Genomic DNA, 16,062 nt, shown 5'->3' on the forward strand with positions numbered 1-16,062 from the left:
GCCCCTCACGCTCCTCGCCGGATCAGCCCCCGCACCCGCGCCTCCCGCACCGCCGCCGTCCGCGAGTCCACGCCCAACTTCGCGTAGATGTGCACCAGATGCGACTTCACCGTGGCCTGGCTCAGATGCAGCCGCTGGCTGATCCCCTGGTTGGTCAGCCCGTCCGCGACCAGCCCCAGCACCTCCGTCTCCCGCGCGCTCAGCGCGGCCGACGGCGTCCGCATCCGCTCCAGCAACCGGTCCGCCACCGTCGCCGCCAGCGCCGTCCGGCCCTGCGCCGCCGAGCGGACGGCCCGGGCCAGCTCCTCCGGCGGCGCGTCCTTCAACAGGTACCCGGTGGCCCCGGCCTCCAGCGCGGGCAGGGTGTCCGCGTCGGTGTCGTAGGTGGTGACGATCAGCACCCGGGGAGCCGACGCCCGGGCCGTGATCGCCGCGGTGGCCTGCGCGCCGTTCATCGCCGAGCCCGGCCCGAACTGCAGGTCCATCAGCACCACGTCCACCTCGACCTCGGCCGCCAGCTGCACGGCCCGCTCGGCGGTGGCGGCCTCGGCGACCACGACGAAGTCCCGCTCGCTCTCCAGCACGGCCCGCAGCCCGGCCCGGACCACCGGGTGGTCGTCGGCGAGCAGCAGGCGGATCACCGGGCGGGTCACGGGTTCGGTCACGGAGAGTCCTCGGTGGCGGCGGCGACGGGCAGCAGGACGGCGAGCGCCGTCCCCTCCCCCGGGGCGGACTCCACCGCGAAGGTACCGCCCAGGGCTCGCGCCCTGGCCCGCATGGAGGGCAGTCCGAAGCCGCTCTCCCCGCCCGCGGTCGCGGCGGCCCGCGCCGGGTCGAAGCCCGTGCCGTCGTCGAACACGTCCAACGCCACCTCGCCCTCCATGTAGCTGAGCGTCACCTCGGCGTGCGAGGCCTTCGCGTGCCGCACCGTGTTGCCGAGCGCGGACTGCGCGATCCGCAGCAGCGCGACCTCCTGCGGCACCGGCAGCCGGACGGGGTCGCCCGAGACGTGCAGCCGGACGGGCAGACCGGCGTGCGCCGACGTGGTCGCGCAGAGCCGTTCGAGGGCGACCGGCAGCGAGGCGCTCTCCAGGTCGGGCGGGGTGAGCGCGCGGACGAAGCGGCGGGCCTCGGCGAGGTTGTCCTGGGCGGCCTGCCGAGCCTGTTCGACGTAGTCGGCGGCGGCCTCGGTCCGCTCGGGCAGGGCCCGCTGGGCGGCGCGCAGCAGCAGTTGGATGCTGGACAGGCTCTGGGCGAGGGTGTCGTGGATCTCCCGGGCGAGCCGTTCCCGCTCGGCCAGCACACCGGCGGTGTGGTGGGCGGCGTCCAGGCCCGCGCGGGCGGCGGTGAGCTCGTCGATCAGCCGGCGGCGCTCCTCGCTCTCCCGGTAGAGCGCCTGGTAGCCGAGGACGGTGACGGTGGCGACGGCCGCGCCGAGCGTGGGGCCGATCGCCCCGGCGAAGCCGACGGTGTGCTGGTGCCAGGACCACGCCACGACCGCGACGAGCGCGGTGAGGGCGACGGCGGCCGGCCCGCTGCGGCGGCCGAGCAGGTGCAGCTCCAGGAAGTACAGCGGGAAGGCGAGCCAGACGCCGTCCTGGGTGGCGATCAGCACGCCCACCCAGGTCACCCCGAGCAGGGCCAGCCAGAGCGCGGCGGCCCGCCGCGACCGGCGGACGGCACCGACCAGCGGGCCGGCCGCGTAGACGGCGGCCATCGCCGTGCCGGCGGCGACGACGGCCGCCGGGTCGCCGCCCCGGCCGACCACCGCGCGGGTCACGGCCAGGGCGAGCAGGCCCGCCACCAGCAGGTGCAGGCAGACCTGGAGTACGCGGGCGACGGGAGTGATGCGGGGTCGTTCGGTCGCCATCCGTCCAGCCTAGGGTCCGGGTCGTCGGAGCGGCATCAATCAAAAGGTTGAACTCCGCCTCTCCCCTTCGATGCCGAGGTTCCAATCCCGCGTGCGATGCCCGCCGGCCCCCTTCCGCGCGACCGTGGTGAGTGTCGCGGCCGGAGCCGTCGCCGTCACCGCCGGCGTCACCGAGCCACCGAAGTCACCGAAGTCACCGACTCACTGAACTCACCGAAGAAGGAGAACGCGGACGTGTTCGTCGCCTGGAGGGACCTGCGGTTCGCCAAGGGGCGGTTCGCCCTGATGGGAACCGTCGTCGTGCTGATCACCGTACTGGTCGGCCTGCTGTCCGGCCTGACGGCCGGGCTCGGCCGGCAGAACATCTCGGCGATCACCGGGCTGCCCGCCGACCACCTGGCCTTCGCCGTCCCGGCCGACGGCCAGAAGCTCTCCTTCACCGAGTCCCAGGTCACGCCCGAGCAGTGGCAGGGCTGGGCACAGGTGCCCGGAGTCACCGCCGCGCAGCCGCTCGGCATCACCACCACCAAGGCCGCCGCCGGTCAGCGCACCACCGCGCTCTCCGCCTTCGGCGTGCCGGACGGCTCGTCGCTGGCCCCGCAGGGCGCGTCGGTCGGGCCCGGCCGGGCCGTGCTCTCCCAGGCCGCCGCCGAGGACCTCGGCGGCCTGCGGCCCGGCGCCGCGTTCACCCTGGCGGGCCGCCCGCTCCAGGTCGCCGCGGTGACCGGCGACGCCTCGTTCAGCCACACCCCGGTCGTCTGGACCAGCCTGGGCGACTGGCAGTCGGTCGCCCCGGGGGGCACCGGCCACGCCACGGTGATCGCCCTGACCACCTCCCCCGGCGCCGACCTCGGCGCGGCGGACGCCCGGTACGGCACCGAGACCCGGGACCGGCAGGACGCGCTCGCCGCGATCGGCTCCTACACCTCGGAGAACGGCTCGCTGCAGCTGATGCGCGGCTTCCTGTTCGCCATCTCCGCCCTGGTGATCGGCGCGTTCTTCACCGTCTGGACGATCCAGCGCAGCGGGGACATCGCGGTGCTGAAGGCCCTGGGCGCCTCCACCCGCTACCTGCTCAAGGACGCGCTCGGCCAGGCGGTCCTGCTGCTGGTGCTCGGCACGGCCGTCGGCACGGCGATCGCGGTCGGCGCCGGCGCGCTGCTCGGTTCGGCGGTGCCGTTCGTGCTGGACGCCCCGACCGTCCTCGTCCCGGCCGTCGTGATGATCGCGCTCGGCGCGGTCGGCGCGGCCCTGTCCATCCGCCGGATCACCTCCGTCGACCCGCTGACCGCCCTGGGGAGCGCCCGATGAGCCTGCACCTCGACCGCATCACCCTCACCTACCCGGACGGCGACGGCCGGCTGACCGCGCTGGACGAGGTCTCGCTCACCGTCCCCAAGGGCTCGATCACCGCGGTGGTCGGCCCGTCCGGCTCCGGCAAGTCCAGCCTGCTCGCGGTCGCCGCGACGCTGACCACCCCGGACACCGGCCGGGTGGTGGTCGACGGGGTGGAGACCACCGGGCTGAACCGCGCCGAGCTGACCGCGCTGCGCCGGCACCGGATCGGGATCGTCTTCCAGCAGGCCAATCTGCTGCCCTCGCTGACCGCCGCCGAACAGCTCCAGGTGATGGCCCATCTGGACGGCCGCTCACCGCGCGCCGCCCTCCCCCGCGCCCTCGAACTGCTGGCCGCAGTCGGCCTGCGCGACCAGGCGGCGCGGCGGCCGCACCAGCTCTCCGGCGGTCAGCGCCAGCGCGTCAACATCGCCCGCGCCCTGATGAACGACCCGACGGTGCTGCTGATCGACGAACCCACCAGCGCGCTGGACCACGAGCGCGGCGCCGCCGTCCTCGACCTGATCACCGAACTCACCCACCGACGCGCCACCGCCACGGTGCTGGTCACCCACGACCGGACCCACCTCACGGCCGTCGACCGGGTCGCCGAGGTCCACGACGGAAGGCTCACGGTGCCGGCGGCGGCGTGAGCTACTTCTTCGCGGTGAGCACGTCGTCCACCGCGAGCGTCACCGACGCCCCGATCGACTCCGGCAGCGTGAACGACTGGCCCGGGTGGTGGACGGCGTGCACCCGGTACTCGCCGTCGTGCGGCTCGGTGAGCACCATCACCCGCTGGTTGCTCCGGTCCACGATGACGTAGACCGGCACCCCGGCGGAGGCGTAGGCGGCGGGCTTCCTCTTCAGATCGTCACCGAGGTTCGAGGAGGTCACCTCCAGCACGAGGCGGAAGGCCACCGGGTCGTAGCAGTGGTACTCGACCAGGTGGTCCTCGATGTCGGCGTCGGTGATCACCAGGTCGGGAATGGCGAAGTCCGAAGGTCCGTCCGGCAGCCAGAGGCCGATGTTCTGCAAGACCTCGCTCTCGCCGTGGCCGAGGCCCGCTGCGAAGAGCACCAGCATGAGGCGGCTCAGCGACTTACCGTGCGAGGCATTCGGCGGCGGCGTCACGGTGATCTGGCTCCCGACGATCTCGACCCGGTAGCCGGCGAACTGGTTGGAGATCAGCTCGGCGACTTCGAGCAGCGTCGGCTGCTCCATGGGCTCTTCCACTGCGGCGGCGGACATGGAGTCCCTCCTGATTGCCGATGTCGAGAGCATCATCGTAGGACGCGGATGCCGTCGGCCGCCCGATCGTCGGTGCTCACCCGAACGAGCGGCCCCGGGCCGCTACCGCGCCCGCAGCCGCAGCGCCGGGCGGACCTCCTCCTGCGCCTCCTCCCGGCCGGCCGCCCAGAGCGAGCGGACGTGGCCGAGGTGGCGGGACATGCAGGCCTCGGCGGCTTCCGCGTCGCCGGCGAGCATCAGGTCGAGCAGCTCCAGGTGCTCCTCGGCGGAGGAGACCAGCTCGCCGCGCTCGTCGAGGCGGTTGAGGCCGTAGAGCCGGGAGCGCTTGCGCAGGTCGCCGACCACCTCGACCAGTCGGGAGTTTCCGGCCAGGCCGAGCAGGTCGAGGTGGAACTGCCGGTCGGCCTCCAGGTAGCCGATCAGGTCGTGCTTGCGGGCGGCGGCGACGATCTCGTCCGCCTGCGGGCGCAGCGCCTCCAACTGCTCGGCGGTCGCCGTACGGGCGACCCGCCCGATGGTCGGGACCTCGATCAGGGCGCGGATCTCGGTGAAGTCGTCGAGGTCGCGCTCGGTCAGCTCGGTGACCCGGAAGCCCTTGTTGCGGACGGCCTCCACCAGGCCCTCGCGGGCGAGGTCCAGCATCGCCTCGCGGACGGGGGTGGCGGAGACGCCGAAGTCGGCGGCGAGCGCGGGCGCGGAGTACACCACGCCGGGGCGCAGCTCACCGGAGATCAGTGCGGCCCGGAGGGCGTGGGCGACCTGGTCGCGAAGCCGCTCCTGAACCGAGATCAGGGTGCGGGGTTTGAGGTCGGCCATGGTGTTCCTCCGGATGGGTCGCAGAACACCAGCGTACAATGTCACGTTACGTTGAGTGTGCAACATTTCGTTATTCGGACCACCCGCCACCGGCCGCTTTCCCCCGGAGCGCCCATGGTGTCAGCGGTGGCCGGCCACCGCAACGGCCGGCGGCGGATCCGGGGCTGAGCGCCCCGCCACAGCGCCGTGCACAGCCCTCGCCCCGGACGCTCCGTGACCGGCCCCGGCGTCACGGACGATCGGCCGCGCACCGTCGTGGCGGAGCCGCCGCCCCCGACGGGCCTCGGCGAGGAGCCCCCCGCGCACCGCCCGCCGGGCCGCCGGCCCGGCGGATCCGCGTCCACCGGTAGCGGGTACGTGAAAGCGGCCGACGTGGCCGGGGATCCCGTCCCACCACGTCGGCCGCGGCTCTCGGCCCACCCACGCGCCGCCCGGCCCGCCCCGCCGGCGGCGCGCACACGCCCCGGCGGCCGGCTCGGCCTCCCGGGCGGCAGGCGTCGCCGGCAGCCGTCTCCGGCAGCCGTCCGGCGGGGCAGCCCTCGTGGAGCTCAGCCCTGCCGGTGGATCTCCGCCGCGACGGCGAGGTCCTGCCAGGCCATCCCGACGCTCTTGAAGAAGCGCGGCCGGTCGCTCGGCACCGGCGCCTCACCACGCACCAGCTCGGCCAGGTTCCAGAGCGCGTCGGCACCGGTGACACCCGCCATCAGCAGGTCCCCCGCCTCCCGCAGCGCGGCCGTCCGCGCCTCCACGTAGAGCGCGGCCCGGCCGACCAGCACCGCGTCCACCTCCCGCGCCTGCGGCTCGTGCGAGCCGACCGCCGCCACCGCGGCGTGGTCGGGCACCAGCGCGCCGTCGAACAGCGGGGTCCGCGCGGTGGTGCAGCAGACCACCAGGTCCGCCTCGGCCACGGCGGACGCCGTGCCCACCGAGGCCGCCAGCCCGAGACCGCGCGCGTACGCGGCCAGTGCCTCGGCCGGCGCCGCGCTGCGGGCCACCACCGTGACCCTGGTCAGCGGCCGGACGGCGAGCAGCGCGTCCAGGTGCCCGTACGCCTGCGGGCCGGCCCCGAACAGGACCAGGTGCGCGGCGTCCGGCACGGCCAGCCGGCGCAGCGCGACGGCGGTGACGGCGGGCGTGCGCAGCGAGGTGAGCGCCGCGCCGTCGAGCAGGGCCACCGGCTGCAGCGTCGGACCGTCCAGCAGCAGGTAGCTGCCGGTGATCCGGGGCAGCCCGAGGGCGGCGTTGCCGGGGGCCACCCCGGCGATCTTCACCCCGGTGTACTCGGTGGTGGCCGCCGGCATCAGCAGCAGCTCGCCCGCCGGGACCGGCACCGCCGAGCGGGCGGGCCCGGCCTCCGGGTCGAGCCCGGCCAGCAGCACCCGTTCGATCGCCTCGGCCGCCTGGGCCGGGCTCAACACCCTGGTCGACGGCTCGGCGGCGGGCGATCCGATGGAGCCCGGCGCGGCGTACTGGAGCGGCTCAGCCGCCGCGCCGGGCAGCAGGAGGGGTCCGGAACGGTGGTCGGTCACAGCAGGAACCCCGTCCCGAGCGTGTCGTCCGGGTCGAGCAGGAAGGTGTGCTCGCCGGTGCGGTGGGCGGTGCCGGTCACCTCGGTGACCACGCCGGCGCCGAGCGGGTCGCCGCCCGGGAGCACCCGGCCGGTGAACACCGTCCCGATCACCGACTCGTGGCGCAGTTCCTCGCCCGGTGCCAGCCGCCCCTCGGCGGCGAGCACGGCGAGCCGCGCCGACGTGCCGGAGCCGCACGGCGAGCGGTCGATCTGGCCGTCCGCGAAGACGGTGACGTTGCGCTGGTTCGGCCCCGCCGGACCGTCGGGCAGCTCGTCGTACAGGATCACCCCGTAGACGCCCGAGAGCCGCGGGTCGACCGGGTGCCGGACGGCCGGCGAGTCGGCCAGGGCGGCGCGGATCTCCCGCCCGACGGCGGTGAGCTCGGGCAGCAGACCGGGTTCGACGGCGAGCCCGAGCGCGGCCGCCGGCACCGAGGCGTAGCAGGCGCCCGCGTGCGCGACGGACACCTCGACGGTGCCGCGCGAGGTCCGCACCGGCAGCTTCCGCGCGCTGACGACGGCCGGCACGTTGCGGAAGGTCACCCCGGTGGTGCGCCCGCCCGCGCGGTGGACGCTGGCGGTGACCCGCCCGGAGGGCACGTCGATCCGCACCCGGGCCGTGCCGTCGTCCGGGGCCGCGACCAGGCCGGAGTCGACCGCCCAGGCGCCGAGCGCGATGGTGCCGTGGCCGCAGGCGGTGGAGTAGCCGTCCTTGTGCCAGAAGAGCACACCCAGGTGCGCCTCGTCGTCGTCCGCCGGCACCAGGAACCCGCCGTACATCCCGGCGTGCCCGCGCGGCTCGCGGACGAGCAGCTGCCGCACCTCGTCGAGCGCGCCCGGCCGGGGCGCGGTGGCCGTGCCGCCCGCGCCGATCGCGACGGCCCGGCGCTCGGCGACGCTGTCCCCGGCCGCGCCGGGGGCGCCGCCGACGACGATCCGGAAGGGTTCACCGGCGCAGTGGTAGTCCACCGTGCGAACGAGCATCACGCACCGCCGGCCGGCAGCAGGGTGACGGTACGGCCGGCGGTGTAGAAGTCCAGCGCCGCCTGGCCCTGCTCCCGGTCACCGTGGCTGGCGCCCTTGGCGCCGCCGAACGGCAGGTGGAAGTCGACGCCGCTGGAGGGCGCGTTGACCCGGATCATGCCCGCGTCCAGCCGGTCGGCGGCGGCGAGCGCGACGTCCAGGTCGCGGGTGTGCACCGAGGCCGACAGCGTGTACGGGGTGTCGTTGGCGAGCGCGATCGCCTCGTCCAGGTCGGCCGCCGCGTGCAGCACGGCGATCGGGCCGAAGAACTCCTCGCGGTGCAGCGGGTGGTCGTCCGGCACGTCGGCGACCAGGGTCGGGGCGAGGTACCAGCCGGTCCGCTCCGGCGCGCCGCCGCCGGTCAGCACGTCGGCCCCGGCGTCGCGGGCGGAGGCCACGGCGGCGGTGATCTCGTCCCGGGTGGCGGCGTTGATGACCGGTCCGCAGGACGTGTCGTCGACCTGCTCCAGGGCCTTCACCAGGGCGGCCCGCAGCGGCTCGTAGGCCGCGCCGACGGCGATCACCCGGCTGGTGGCGGTGCACTTCTGCCCGGCGTACCCGGCGATCGCGGCGGCCAGGTGCGCGGCGGCCTGCGTCATGTCGGCGTCCGGAAGGACCACGGCCGCGTTCAGTCCGCCGAGTTCGGCCTGGACCGGGATGCCGCGCTCGGTGGCGGTCCGGACGACCTGCCGGCCCACCCCCGTGGAACCGGTGAACGAGACCACGTCGGCGATCCCGACCAGCTCGCCGCCCTCCGCGCCGCCGCCCGGCAGCACGGTGAAGACGTCCGCCGGCAGACCGGCCTCGGCGACCAGCTCGGCCAGCCGCAGCGCGCAGCCGACCGCCTCCGAGGACGGCTTGAGCACCACGGAGTTGCCGACGGCCAGCGCCGGGGCGGCCTTCCAGGTGGGGATCGCCAGCGGGAAGTTCCACGGCGTGATCAGCCCGGCCACCCCGTACGGGCGGCGGCGGGTGAGCAGCAGCCCGGGCCCGGCGGCGGTCTCGTGCACGGCGCCGGAGGCCGCGAACGGCGCCTGCGCGTAGTAGCGCCAGATCGCGGCGGTGCGGGCGACCTCGCCGCGCGCCTCGGCGAGCGGCTTGCCGACCTCGCGGACGACCAGCGCCGCCAGCTCCTCGGCGTTCGCCTCGACCAGCTCGGCGATCCGGGTGAGCGCGGCGGAGCGGGCGCCGGCGCCGGCGGCGAGCCACCCGGCCTGCGCGGTCCGGGCCCGGCCGACGGTGGCCCGGACGGCTTCGATGCCGGGCGCGTCGACCTCGGCCACGAGGTCCTCGGGGTCGGCGGGGTTGTACGAAAGGATCGTCACAGCAGGCAGCCCTTCAGGGTGTTCAGGCGGTTCAGAGCAGGAACCCGGCCGGGAACGGGTCGCTCGGGTCGAGGAAGTACTGGGCGGTGCCGGTGATCCAGGCCCGTCCGGTGACGGTGGGCACGACGGCGGGCCGCCCGGCCACCTCGGTCTCCTCGACCAGGCGGCCGGTGAAGGTCGTCCCGATGAAGGAGTCGTTGCGGAAGTCCCGTCCGAGCGGGAGTTCGCCGCGGGCGTGCAGCTGGGCCATCCGCGCGGAGGTGCCGGTGCCACAGGGCGAGCGGTCGAACCAGCCGGGGTGGATGGCCATCGCGTGCCGGGAGTGCTCGGCGGTGGAGCCGGGGGCGAGCAGCTGGACGTGGTGGCAGCTGTGGATCGACGGGTCCTCGGGGTGCACCGGCCGGTCCGGGCCGGCGTTGATGGCGTCCATCAGGGCCAGTCCGGCGTCCAGGATCTCCTGCTTGCGCTCGCGCTCGAACGGCAGCCCGAACTCGGCGAGCGGCAGGATGGCGTAGAAGTTGCCGCCGTACGCGAGGTCGTAGCCGACCGTGCCGTACCCGGGCACCTCGATCTTGCGGTCCAGGGCGACGGAGTACGAGGGCACGTTGCGGATGGTCACCGCGGTGGCGGCGCCGTTCTCGACCCGGACCTCGGCGATCACCAGCCCGGCGGGGGTGTCCAGCCGCACGGTGGTGACCGGCTCGACCACCGGCACCATGCCGGTCTCGACCAGGACGGTGGCCACGCCGATGGTGCCGTGGCCGCACATCGGCAGCAGGCCGGACACCTCGATGTAGAGCACCCCGAAGTCGGCGTCCGGGCGCGTCGGCGGCTGCAGGATCGCGCCGCTCATCGCGGCGTGGCCGCGCGGCTCGTACATCAGCAGCGTCCGGAACTCGTCGAGGTGCTGCTGGAAGTGCACGCGGCGCTCGGCCATGGTGGCACCCGGGATGACGCCGAATCCGCCGGTGACGACCCGGGTCGGCATGCCCTCGGTGTGCGAGTCGACGGCGTGGAAGACGTGGCGGCTGCGCATGTGGTTGCGGCTCCCGTCGGGGTGGGTGGGGTGGTGGGCCGGGCCGGCTGCCCCAGCAGCCGGCCGCACCCGATGGCAGCGGTGTCGGTTACCCGAGACCCTCGGCCAGCGCCTTCTCGGTGGCCGCGCGGACGGCCGCCTCGATCTCCGGGTTGAGCGGCAGCCGCGGCTCGCGGGTGGGCCCGCCCGGACGGCCGGCGATGTCCATCGAGAGCTTGATCGCCTGGACGAACTCGGTCTTGGAGTCCCAGCGCAGCAGCGAGTGCAGCGACTTGTAGAGCGGCAGCGCGACGTCCAGGTCGTGGGCGACGGCGGCCTGGTACAGGGCGGCGCTCGCGGCCGGCAGCGCGTTCGGGTAGCCGGCGATCCAGCCGACGGCACCGGCCAGCGCCAGCTCCAGCAGCACGTCGTCGGCGCCGATCAGCAGGTCCAGCCCGGGGGCCAGCTCGGCGATCTCGTAGGCCCGGCGGACGTCGCCGCTGAACTCCTTGACCGCGACGATGGAGCCCGCCGCGTGCAGCTCGGCGAGCAGCGAGGGGACGAGGTCGACCTTGGTGTCGATCGGGTTGTTGTACGCGACGATCGGCAGGCCGGCCTTGGCCACCTCGGCGTAGTGGGACCGGACGGCGGCGTGGTCGGCGCGGTAGGCGTTCGGCGGCAGCAGCAGGACGGAGCCGGCGCCGGCCTCGGCGGCCTGCTCGGTCCAGCGGCGGGACTCGGCGCTGCCGTAGGCGGCCACGCCCGGCATGACCCGGGAGCCGTCGCCGGCGGCCTCGACCGCGACCTCGACGATCCGGGCCCGCTCCTCGGCGGTGAGGGTCTGGTACTCGCCCAGCGAGCCGTTGGGGACGACGCCGTCACAGCCCGAGTCGATCAGCCAGCGGACGTGCTCGGCGTAGGCGTCGTAGTCGACGGAGAGGTCCGAGCGCAGCGGGATCGTGGTGGCGACCATGATGCCGCGCCAGGGCCGGGTGGTGTCGCGGGGGGTGATGGACACAGATGACTCCTTGGTGAGGTGTGACATTTTATTAGAGAGCGCGGGCGGAGACAAGTGTCGCCGCACCACGGGTTCAGGACGGCGGCAGTCCGGTTCCCGGACCGGCCGCGAGCTGCGAGAGCGGGACGGGGCAGGACAGCGGACGGCTGTCCGCCCGCGCGTCGCCGGCGCCGGAGAGGCAGGCCACCGCCGGACCGCACATCCGGCCCTGGCACCAGCCCATCCCCGCCCGGGTGAGCAGCTTGACGGTCCGCGCGTCGCCGGCGCCGAGCTCCTCCACGGCCTCGGTGATCTTGGCCACCGGGACTTCCTCGCAGCGGCAGACATCGGTGTCCGGGCGCAGCCACTGCGTCCAGCCGGGCCCGGGCCGGTGCGCCGCCGCCATCAGCTCGGCGAAGGCCCGCAGCCGGGAGCGGCGACGCAGCAGGGCGGTGCCGACCGGCGCGCCGGCGACCGCGTGCGCGGCCAGCTCGCCCTCGGCGATCGCCAGGTCGGCGCCGCCGACCCCGCAGGTCTCGCCGGCCGCCCAGAGACCGGGGATGGTGGTCCGCAGCCGGGAGTCCACCGCGAGGGCGACCGTACCGTCGGGCGTCGTCCTGGTCCCGGCACCCAGCTCGGTGGCCAGCTCGATCTGCGGCAGCAGTCCGTGGCCGACGGCGAGCGCGTCGCAGGCGATCCGGCGCTCGGTGCCGGGCACCGGCCGCCAGTCGGCGTCCAACCGGGCCACGGTGACGGCCGTGACCCGGTCGGTGCCGTGCGCCTCGACGACGGCGCTGCGGCGACGCAGCCGGACACCGTGGCGCAGCAGCGCGGCGCCGTGACCGGCGCCCTCGACGAGCTTGGCCGGGACGGCGGCCAGCACGTCGGGGCGCCGCGCGTAGCCGAGGTAGTTGGTCGCCTCGACCACGGCGGGCACCTCGGCCCCCGCGGTGACCAGCGAGGACGCGGCCGCCAGCAGCAGCGGCCCGCTGCCGGCCACCACGATCCGCCGGCCCGGCAGCACCAGACCGGCCTTGAGCATGGCCTGCGCCCCACCGGCGGTGACCACCCCGGGCAGCGTCCAGCCGGGGAACGGCAGCTGCCGCTCGTACGCGCCGGTGGCCAGCAGCACCGCGGCGGCCCGGACGGTGGCGCGGTCGGCGGCGTCCGGCCCCAGCGTCGCGTGCACCGCCCAGGCGGTGTCGTCCGGGCGCTCCAGCGCCCAGACCTGGTGGCCGCTCAGGAGGTCGACCCGGCCGGTCCTGCGGTGCACCGCGAGCCGGTCGGCCAGGCCGGTGTAGACGGACCAGCCGTGGTGCAGCCGGTCGGGCCGGGTGGCCCCCAGACCGGGGGCGGGGTGGCGGTAGTACTGGCCGCCGGTGCGCGCGCCCGCGTCGAGCAGGGCGCAGCGCAGCCCGAGGTCGGCGGCGGCCACGGCCGCGGCGAGACCCGCCGGGCCGGCGCCGATCACGGCGAGGTCGTAGGCGCGGCGGACACGGAGCCCGAACGGCCCGGACGCCCCGGACGCCCCGGTCGGCTCGGTCGGTTCAGACGGCGAGGTCGGCACGGCCGTTGCCCTCCTGGGTGGTGACGACGGTGCCGGGCTCGGCCGACACCAGACAGGTGCGCTGGTTGGGGCGGCCGTCCACGACGGCCAGGCAGTCGAAGCAGGCGCCGATCCCGCAGAACGCCCCGCGCGGCTTGCCGCCGACCCGGGTGGTGCGCCAGGCGAGCACGCCGTCGGCCCACAGCGCGGCGGCGATCGACTGCCCGGGCAGTGCGGGCACCGGCCGGCCGTCGAAGTCGATGGTGTGGGCGGGCTCCGGCTCCGCCCCGACCAGCGCGGCCGGGGTCCGGCGTTGCATCGGCGGGTTCATCCGCGCATTCTCCATTCCGAAGTTCCTCCGATCCGCCACGGCGACACCGTGCCGCTCGTCCGCCGCGACGGCCCGCGGCTCCCGGTCGCCGCCGACGGCCCGCGGGCACGGCGGCGGCGTGCCGGCCCGTCGCCGGCCGGACTCATTCCCCGGCCGGGAACCGGTCCGCCCGGAACGGCGCGAGATCCAGCTCCGGCTGCTTGCCGGTGAGCTGCTCACTGATCAGCAGCCCGGTCGCCGGGGCCAGCCCGATGCCCGCCCCCTCGTGTCCGCAGGCGTGGTAGAGCCCCGGCACCCGCGGGTCGGCGCCGATCGCGGGCAGGTGGTCCGGCAGGTACGGCCGGAAGCCCCGGTAGGCGCGCAGCACGCTGACGTCGGCGAGGACCGGGAAGAGCGCGGCGGCCTGCGCGGCGAGCCGGTGCAGCACCTCCACCGAGAGGGTCCGGTCGAAGCCGACCCGCTCCCGGCTGGCGCCGATCAGCACCGGTCCGCCGGGGGTGCCCTCGACCACCGCCGAGGTCTGCAGCGCGGCCGAACCGCTGGCCACGTCCGCGACGTAGTCGGCGGCGTAGACCTTGCGCCGGACGATCCGCGGCAACGGCTCGGTGACCAGGACGAAGCCCCGCCGGGGCAGCACCGGCAGGTGTACCCCCGCCAGCCCGGCCAGCTCGCCGCCCCAGGTGCCGGCGGCGTTGACCACGGCCGGCGCGGTCAGCCTGCGCCGGTCGGTGACGACGCCGCGCACGGCGCCGTCCGGCCCGGTGGTCACCGCCCGGACGGTCTCACCGGTGTGCAGCACGGCACCCTCGCGGCGGGCGGCGCGCAGCAGGTGCGCGGCGGCCAGCGCCGGCTGGACCTGGGCGTCCTGGGGGTAGTGGAACCCCCCGGCCAGCCCGGGCGCCAGGTGCGGTTCGAGTTCGCGCAGCCGCTCACCGGGAATCTCCTCGGCGGTGACGCCGACCGTCACCTGCTCGGCGGCGAAGGCACGCAGGGCGTCCTGGCGGGCGGGGGTGGTGGCCACCACCAGGCCGCCCTTGGGCTCGTACTCGACGTCGGCGCCGAACTCCTCGGCGAGCTCGCGCCAGAGCCGGGTGGAGAGCAGCGCCAGGTCGAGCTCGGGCCCCGGCTCCTTGTCGGAGACCAGCAGATTGCCCTCACCGGCACCGGTGGTACCGCCCGCGACCGGACCGCGGTCGACGACGGCGACGGCGAGCCCGGCGCGGGCCGCGTAGTAGGCGCAGGCGGCGCCGACCACGCCGGCGCCGACCACGACGACATCCAGGTGAGGTCTCTGAAGCTTGGACACGACAGTAATATGTCACATTCCATCGAGCCTGCCAAGACTGCCCCACCGGCCGGTCACCCGTACGCAAAAACCCCGGCCCGCCGGGAAGCGGCGGGCCGGGGTTTCGAGGCGGGTCACCTCATCACGTGATGTCGTCCATCTGCTCGTGCCGGGCGGCCGGCACCGACGCACCGGCCGTCGGCGTGCCGGAGGCCTCCACGCTCTCCACCCCGGCCACCGGCTGCACCGACAGGTCCAGCTGCGAGGCCTCCTCGTCGTCCAGCCCGAAGTCCGGGTTGCGACGGGCCTTGCGCCGGTCGTGCAGCAGCGCGATCCCGACCGCGACGAAGTACAGCGCCCAGATCGGCGCGGCCAGTACCAGCATGCTGACGGGCTCGGCGCTCGGCGTCGCGAAGGCGGCGAACACCGTGATGCCCAGCACCATGCCGCGCCACCAGCCGAGCAGCCGCTTGCCGGTGACGATGCCGACCATGTTCAGCATCACCAGCAGCAGCGGGAACTCGAAGGCGAGGCCGAAGACCAGCACCATCCGGGTGGCGATGTCGAGGTAGTCCTCGGGCGGCAGGATCGGCGTGGTGTTGTTCGGGGTGAACGAGATCAGGACGTCGACCGTGGTCGGCAGCACCAGGACGGCGCAGGTCACACCGGCCAGGAACAGCGGCGCGCCGCACGCCATGAAGATGATCGTGTACTTCTTCTCGTGGCGGTGCAGGCCCGGCGCGACGAAGGCCCAGACCTGGTAGAGCCAGACCGGCACGGCCGCGACCACACCGGCCGTCAGCGCCACCTTGAGCATCCAGGTGAAACCGGCGGTCAGACCGATGTTGGAGACCTGCGCGCACTTGCCGTGGTACTGGCCGGAGGTCTCCGGCGTGCAGTGCGGCAGGGGCTTCAGCAGGAAGTCCTCGAGCTGCTTGTGGTAGATCGCCGCGACGATCGTGACGAGCACGATCGCCAGGACCGACTTGACCACGCGGTTCCGCAGTTCCCGCAGGTGGTCGGCGAGGGCCATCCGCCCATCAGGATCCTTGGGCGTCTTCGACGCCTTGGAGAGCTTGCTCAACCCCGGTCCTCAACTCGTGCGTCGAGGCCCGCCGGTCGACGGGCCTCAGTAGTCGCGAATGTCACGTGCGCCGCGTGCCGCGCGGACCGCTCAACGCGGGCCGCCGCCGTCCGTTCCCGTCCCCGTGGGCTGCCCGGCCACCGGCCGGGCCGTCCCGGACGCCCCGGGAGCGGCCTGGATCGTCTTCGCGGTGTCCGCCCCCACGGCGGGCGCGGGCTGGGCCGGCGCGCTCTCCTCCGCGGCACCGTCCGAACGCATCGCCTTGGTCTCGCTCTTCAGGATCCGCATCGACTGGCCGAGCGAGCGCGCCAGATCGGGCAGTCGCTTGGCGCCGAAGAGCAGAATGGCAAGAACCACGATCACCAGGATCGCGGTCGGCGAGATCCGCATGTTCGACCACCTTCAGTCATGGCGGCACCGGCGGGCCACCCGCTGCGCGGATGGTAACCGCTGCGGATGACGCCCTGACGACGGCCGCCCGAACAGGACAGCGGCCCCCGTCGCACTTCAGGAGCCTGCTCAGAGCGTAACCCGCCCGGCCCCCCGCGCAGCAGCCCCCGTACCCCTGAGACACCCCTGATGGGCCACCGGTTCCGAGCCGCCCGGCCGCTCCC

16 protein-coding genes are annotated in these 16,062 nt (G+C 74.9%); 2 read left to right on the top strand and 14 right to left on the bottom strand.

Features of this window, described 5'->3' with window-relative positions; translation table 11 throughout:
- Positions 1-5: 5 nt before the first annotated feature.
- Both ACIQTO_RS14175 and ACIQTO_RS14180 read right to left on the bottom strand, forming a co-directional pair.
- A complete protein-coding gene (locus ACIQTO_RS14175; RefSeq protein WP_402387543.1) occupies positions 6-665 on the bottom strand; it encodes a response regulator in 660 nt (219 codons plus the stop codon).
- Positions 662-1,870 carry a sensor histidine kinase gene (locus ACIQTO_RS14180; protein ID WP_402387546.1) on the bottom strand — a complete coding sequence of 403 codons (1,209 nt, stop codon included), beginning with the start codon at positions 1,868-1,870 and terminating at the stop codon, positions 662-664. The genes ACIQTO_RS14175 and ACIQTO_RS14180 overlap by 4 nt, the downstream gene beginning before the upstream one ends.
- Before the next feature lie 234 nt (positions 1,871-2,104).
- Between ACIQTO_RS14180 and ACIQTO_RS14185 the strand changes: the two genes are divergently transcribed.
- Entirely contained in the window at positions 2,105-3,181 is a 1,077-nt protein-coding gene (locus ACIQTO_RS14185; protein WP_402387549.1) for an ABC transporter permease, read from the top strand.
- Positions 3,178-3,858: an ABC transporter ATP-binding protein gene (locus tag ACIQTO_RS14190; RefSeq protein WP_402387552.1), complete on the top strand. Its 681-nt coding sequence runs from the start codon at positions 3,178-3,180 to the stop codon at positions 3,856-3,858. Before ACIQTO_RS14185 ends, ACIQTO_RS14190 begins: the two co-directional genes overlap by 4 nt.
- Position 3,859: 1 nt before the next feature.
- On the opposite strand, the gene ACIQTO_RS14195 is transcribed toward ACIQTO_RS14190, so the two are convergent.
- The 12 genes from ACIQTO_RS14195 to tatA all read right to left on the bottom strand — a co-directional run bounded on the left by ACIQTO_RS14195 (position 3,860) and on the right by tatA (position 15,838).
- Positions 3,860-4,456 carry a Uma2 family endonuclease gene (locus ACIQTO_RS14195; RefSeq protein WP_402387555.1) on the bottom strand — a complete coding sequence of 199 codons (597 nt, stop codon included), beginning with the start codon at positions 4,454-4,456 and terminating at the stop codon, positions 3,860-3,862.
- A gap of 102 nt (positions 4,457-4,558) precedes the next feature.
- On the bottom strand, positions 4,559-5,272 hold the full coding sequence (locus ACIQTO_RS14200) for a GntR family transcriptional regulator (RefSeq protein WP_402387558.1): 714 nt from the start codon (positions 5,270-5,272) through the stop codon (positions 4,559-4,561).
- A gap of 548 nt (positions 5,273-5,820) precedes the next feature.
- Complete coding sequence (locus ACIQTO_RS14205; RefSeq protein WP_402387750.1) at positions 5,821-6,723, bottom strand: ornithine cyclodeaminase family protein; 903 nt, start codon at positions 6,721-6,723, stop codon at positions 5,821-5,823.
- Positions 6,724-6,797: 74 nt separating this feature from the next.
- The gene (locus ACIQTO_RS14210; RefSeq protein ID WP_402387561.1) at positions 6,798-7,826 is read right to left on the bottom strand and encodes a proline racemase family protein; all 1,029 of its coding nucleotides are present in this window, start codon (positions 7,824-7,826) and stop codon (positions 6,798-6,800) included.
- Positions 7,826-9,199 carry an aldehyde dehydrogenase family protein gene (locus ACIQTO_RS14215; protein WP_402387753.1) on the bottom strand — a complete coding sequence of 458 codons (1,374 nt, stop codon included), beginning with the start codon at positions 9,197-9,199 and terminating at the stop codon, positions 7,826-7,828. Before ACIQTO_RS14215 ends, ACIQTO_RS14210 begins: the two co-directional genes overlap by 1 nt.
- Positions 9,200-9,221: 22 nt before the next feature.
- Positions 9,222-10,226: a proline racemase family protein gene (locus tag ACIQTO_RS14220; protein ID WP_402387564.1), complete on the bottom strand. Its 1,005-nt coding sequence runs from the start codon at positions 10,224-10,226 to the stop codon at positions 9,222-9,224.
- An 88-nt stretch (positions 10,227-10,314) separates the two neighbouring features.
- On the bottom strand, positions 10,315-11,178 hold the full coding sequence (locus tag ACIQTO_RS14225; protein ID WP_402387756.1) for a dihydrodipicolinate synthase family protein: 864 nt from the start codon (positions 11,176-11,178) through the stop codon (positions 10,315-10,317).
- Between the two features lie 118 nt (positions 11,179-11,296).
- Positions 11,297-12,769 (bottom strand): NAD(P)/FAD-dependent oxidoreductase, encoded by a 1,473-nt coding sequence (locus tag ACIQTO_RS14230; RefSeq protein WP_402387567.1) that lies wholly within the window; start codon positions 12,767-12,769, stop codon positions 11,297-11,299.
- Positions 12,750-13,094, bottom strand: a complete 345-nt coding sequence (locus tag ACIQTO_RS14235) for a (2Fe-2S)-binding protein (RefSeq protein WP_402387570.1) — start codon at positions 13,092-13,094, stop codon at positions 12,750-12,752. Before ACIQTO_RS14235 ends, ACIQTO_RS14230 begins: the two co-directional genes overlap by 20 nt.
- Before the next feature lie 127 nt (positions 13,095-13,221).
- The gene (locus ACIQTO_RS14240) at positions 13,222-14,385 is read right to left on the bottom strand and encodes an NAD(P)/FAD-dependent oxidoreductase (protein WP_402387573.1); all 1,164 of its coding nucleotides are present in this window, start codon (positions 14,383-14,385) and stop codon (positions 13,222-13,224) included.
- A 121-nt stretch (positions 14,386-14,506) separates the two neighbouring features.
- Positions 14,507-15,397, bottom strand: coding sequence for a twin-arginine translocase subunit TatC (tatC, locus tag ACIQTO_RS14245; protein ID WP_402387759.1), 891 nt, complete (start codon positions 15,395-15,397; stop codon positions 14,507-14,509).
- A 141-nt stretch (positions 15,398-15,538) separates the two neighbouring features.
- Positions 15,539-15,838 carry a Sec-independent protein translocase subunit TatA gene (gene tatA / locus ACIQTO_RS14250; RefSeq protein WP_380577088.1) on the bottom strand — a complete coding sequence of 100 codons (300 nt, stop codon included), beginning with the start codon at positions 15,836-15,838 and terminating at the stop codon, positions 15,539-15,541.
- Positions 15,839-16,062 lie beyond the last annotated feature (224 nt).

This window comes from Kitasatospora sp. NPDC091207 (genome assembly GCF_044768625.1).
Taxonomy (GTDB): domain Bacteria; phylum Actinomycetota; class Actinomycetes; order Streptomycetales; family Streptomycetaceae; genus Kitasatospora.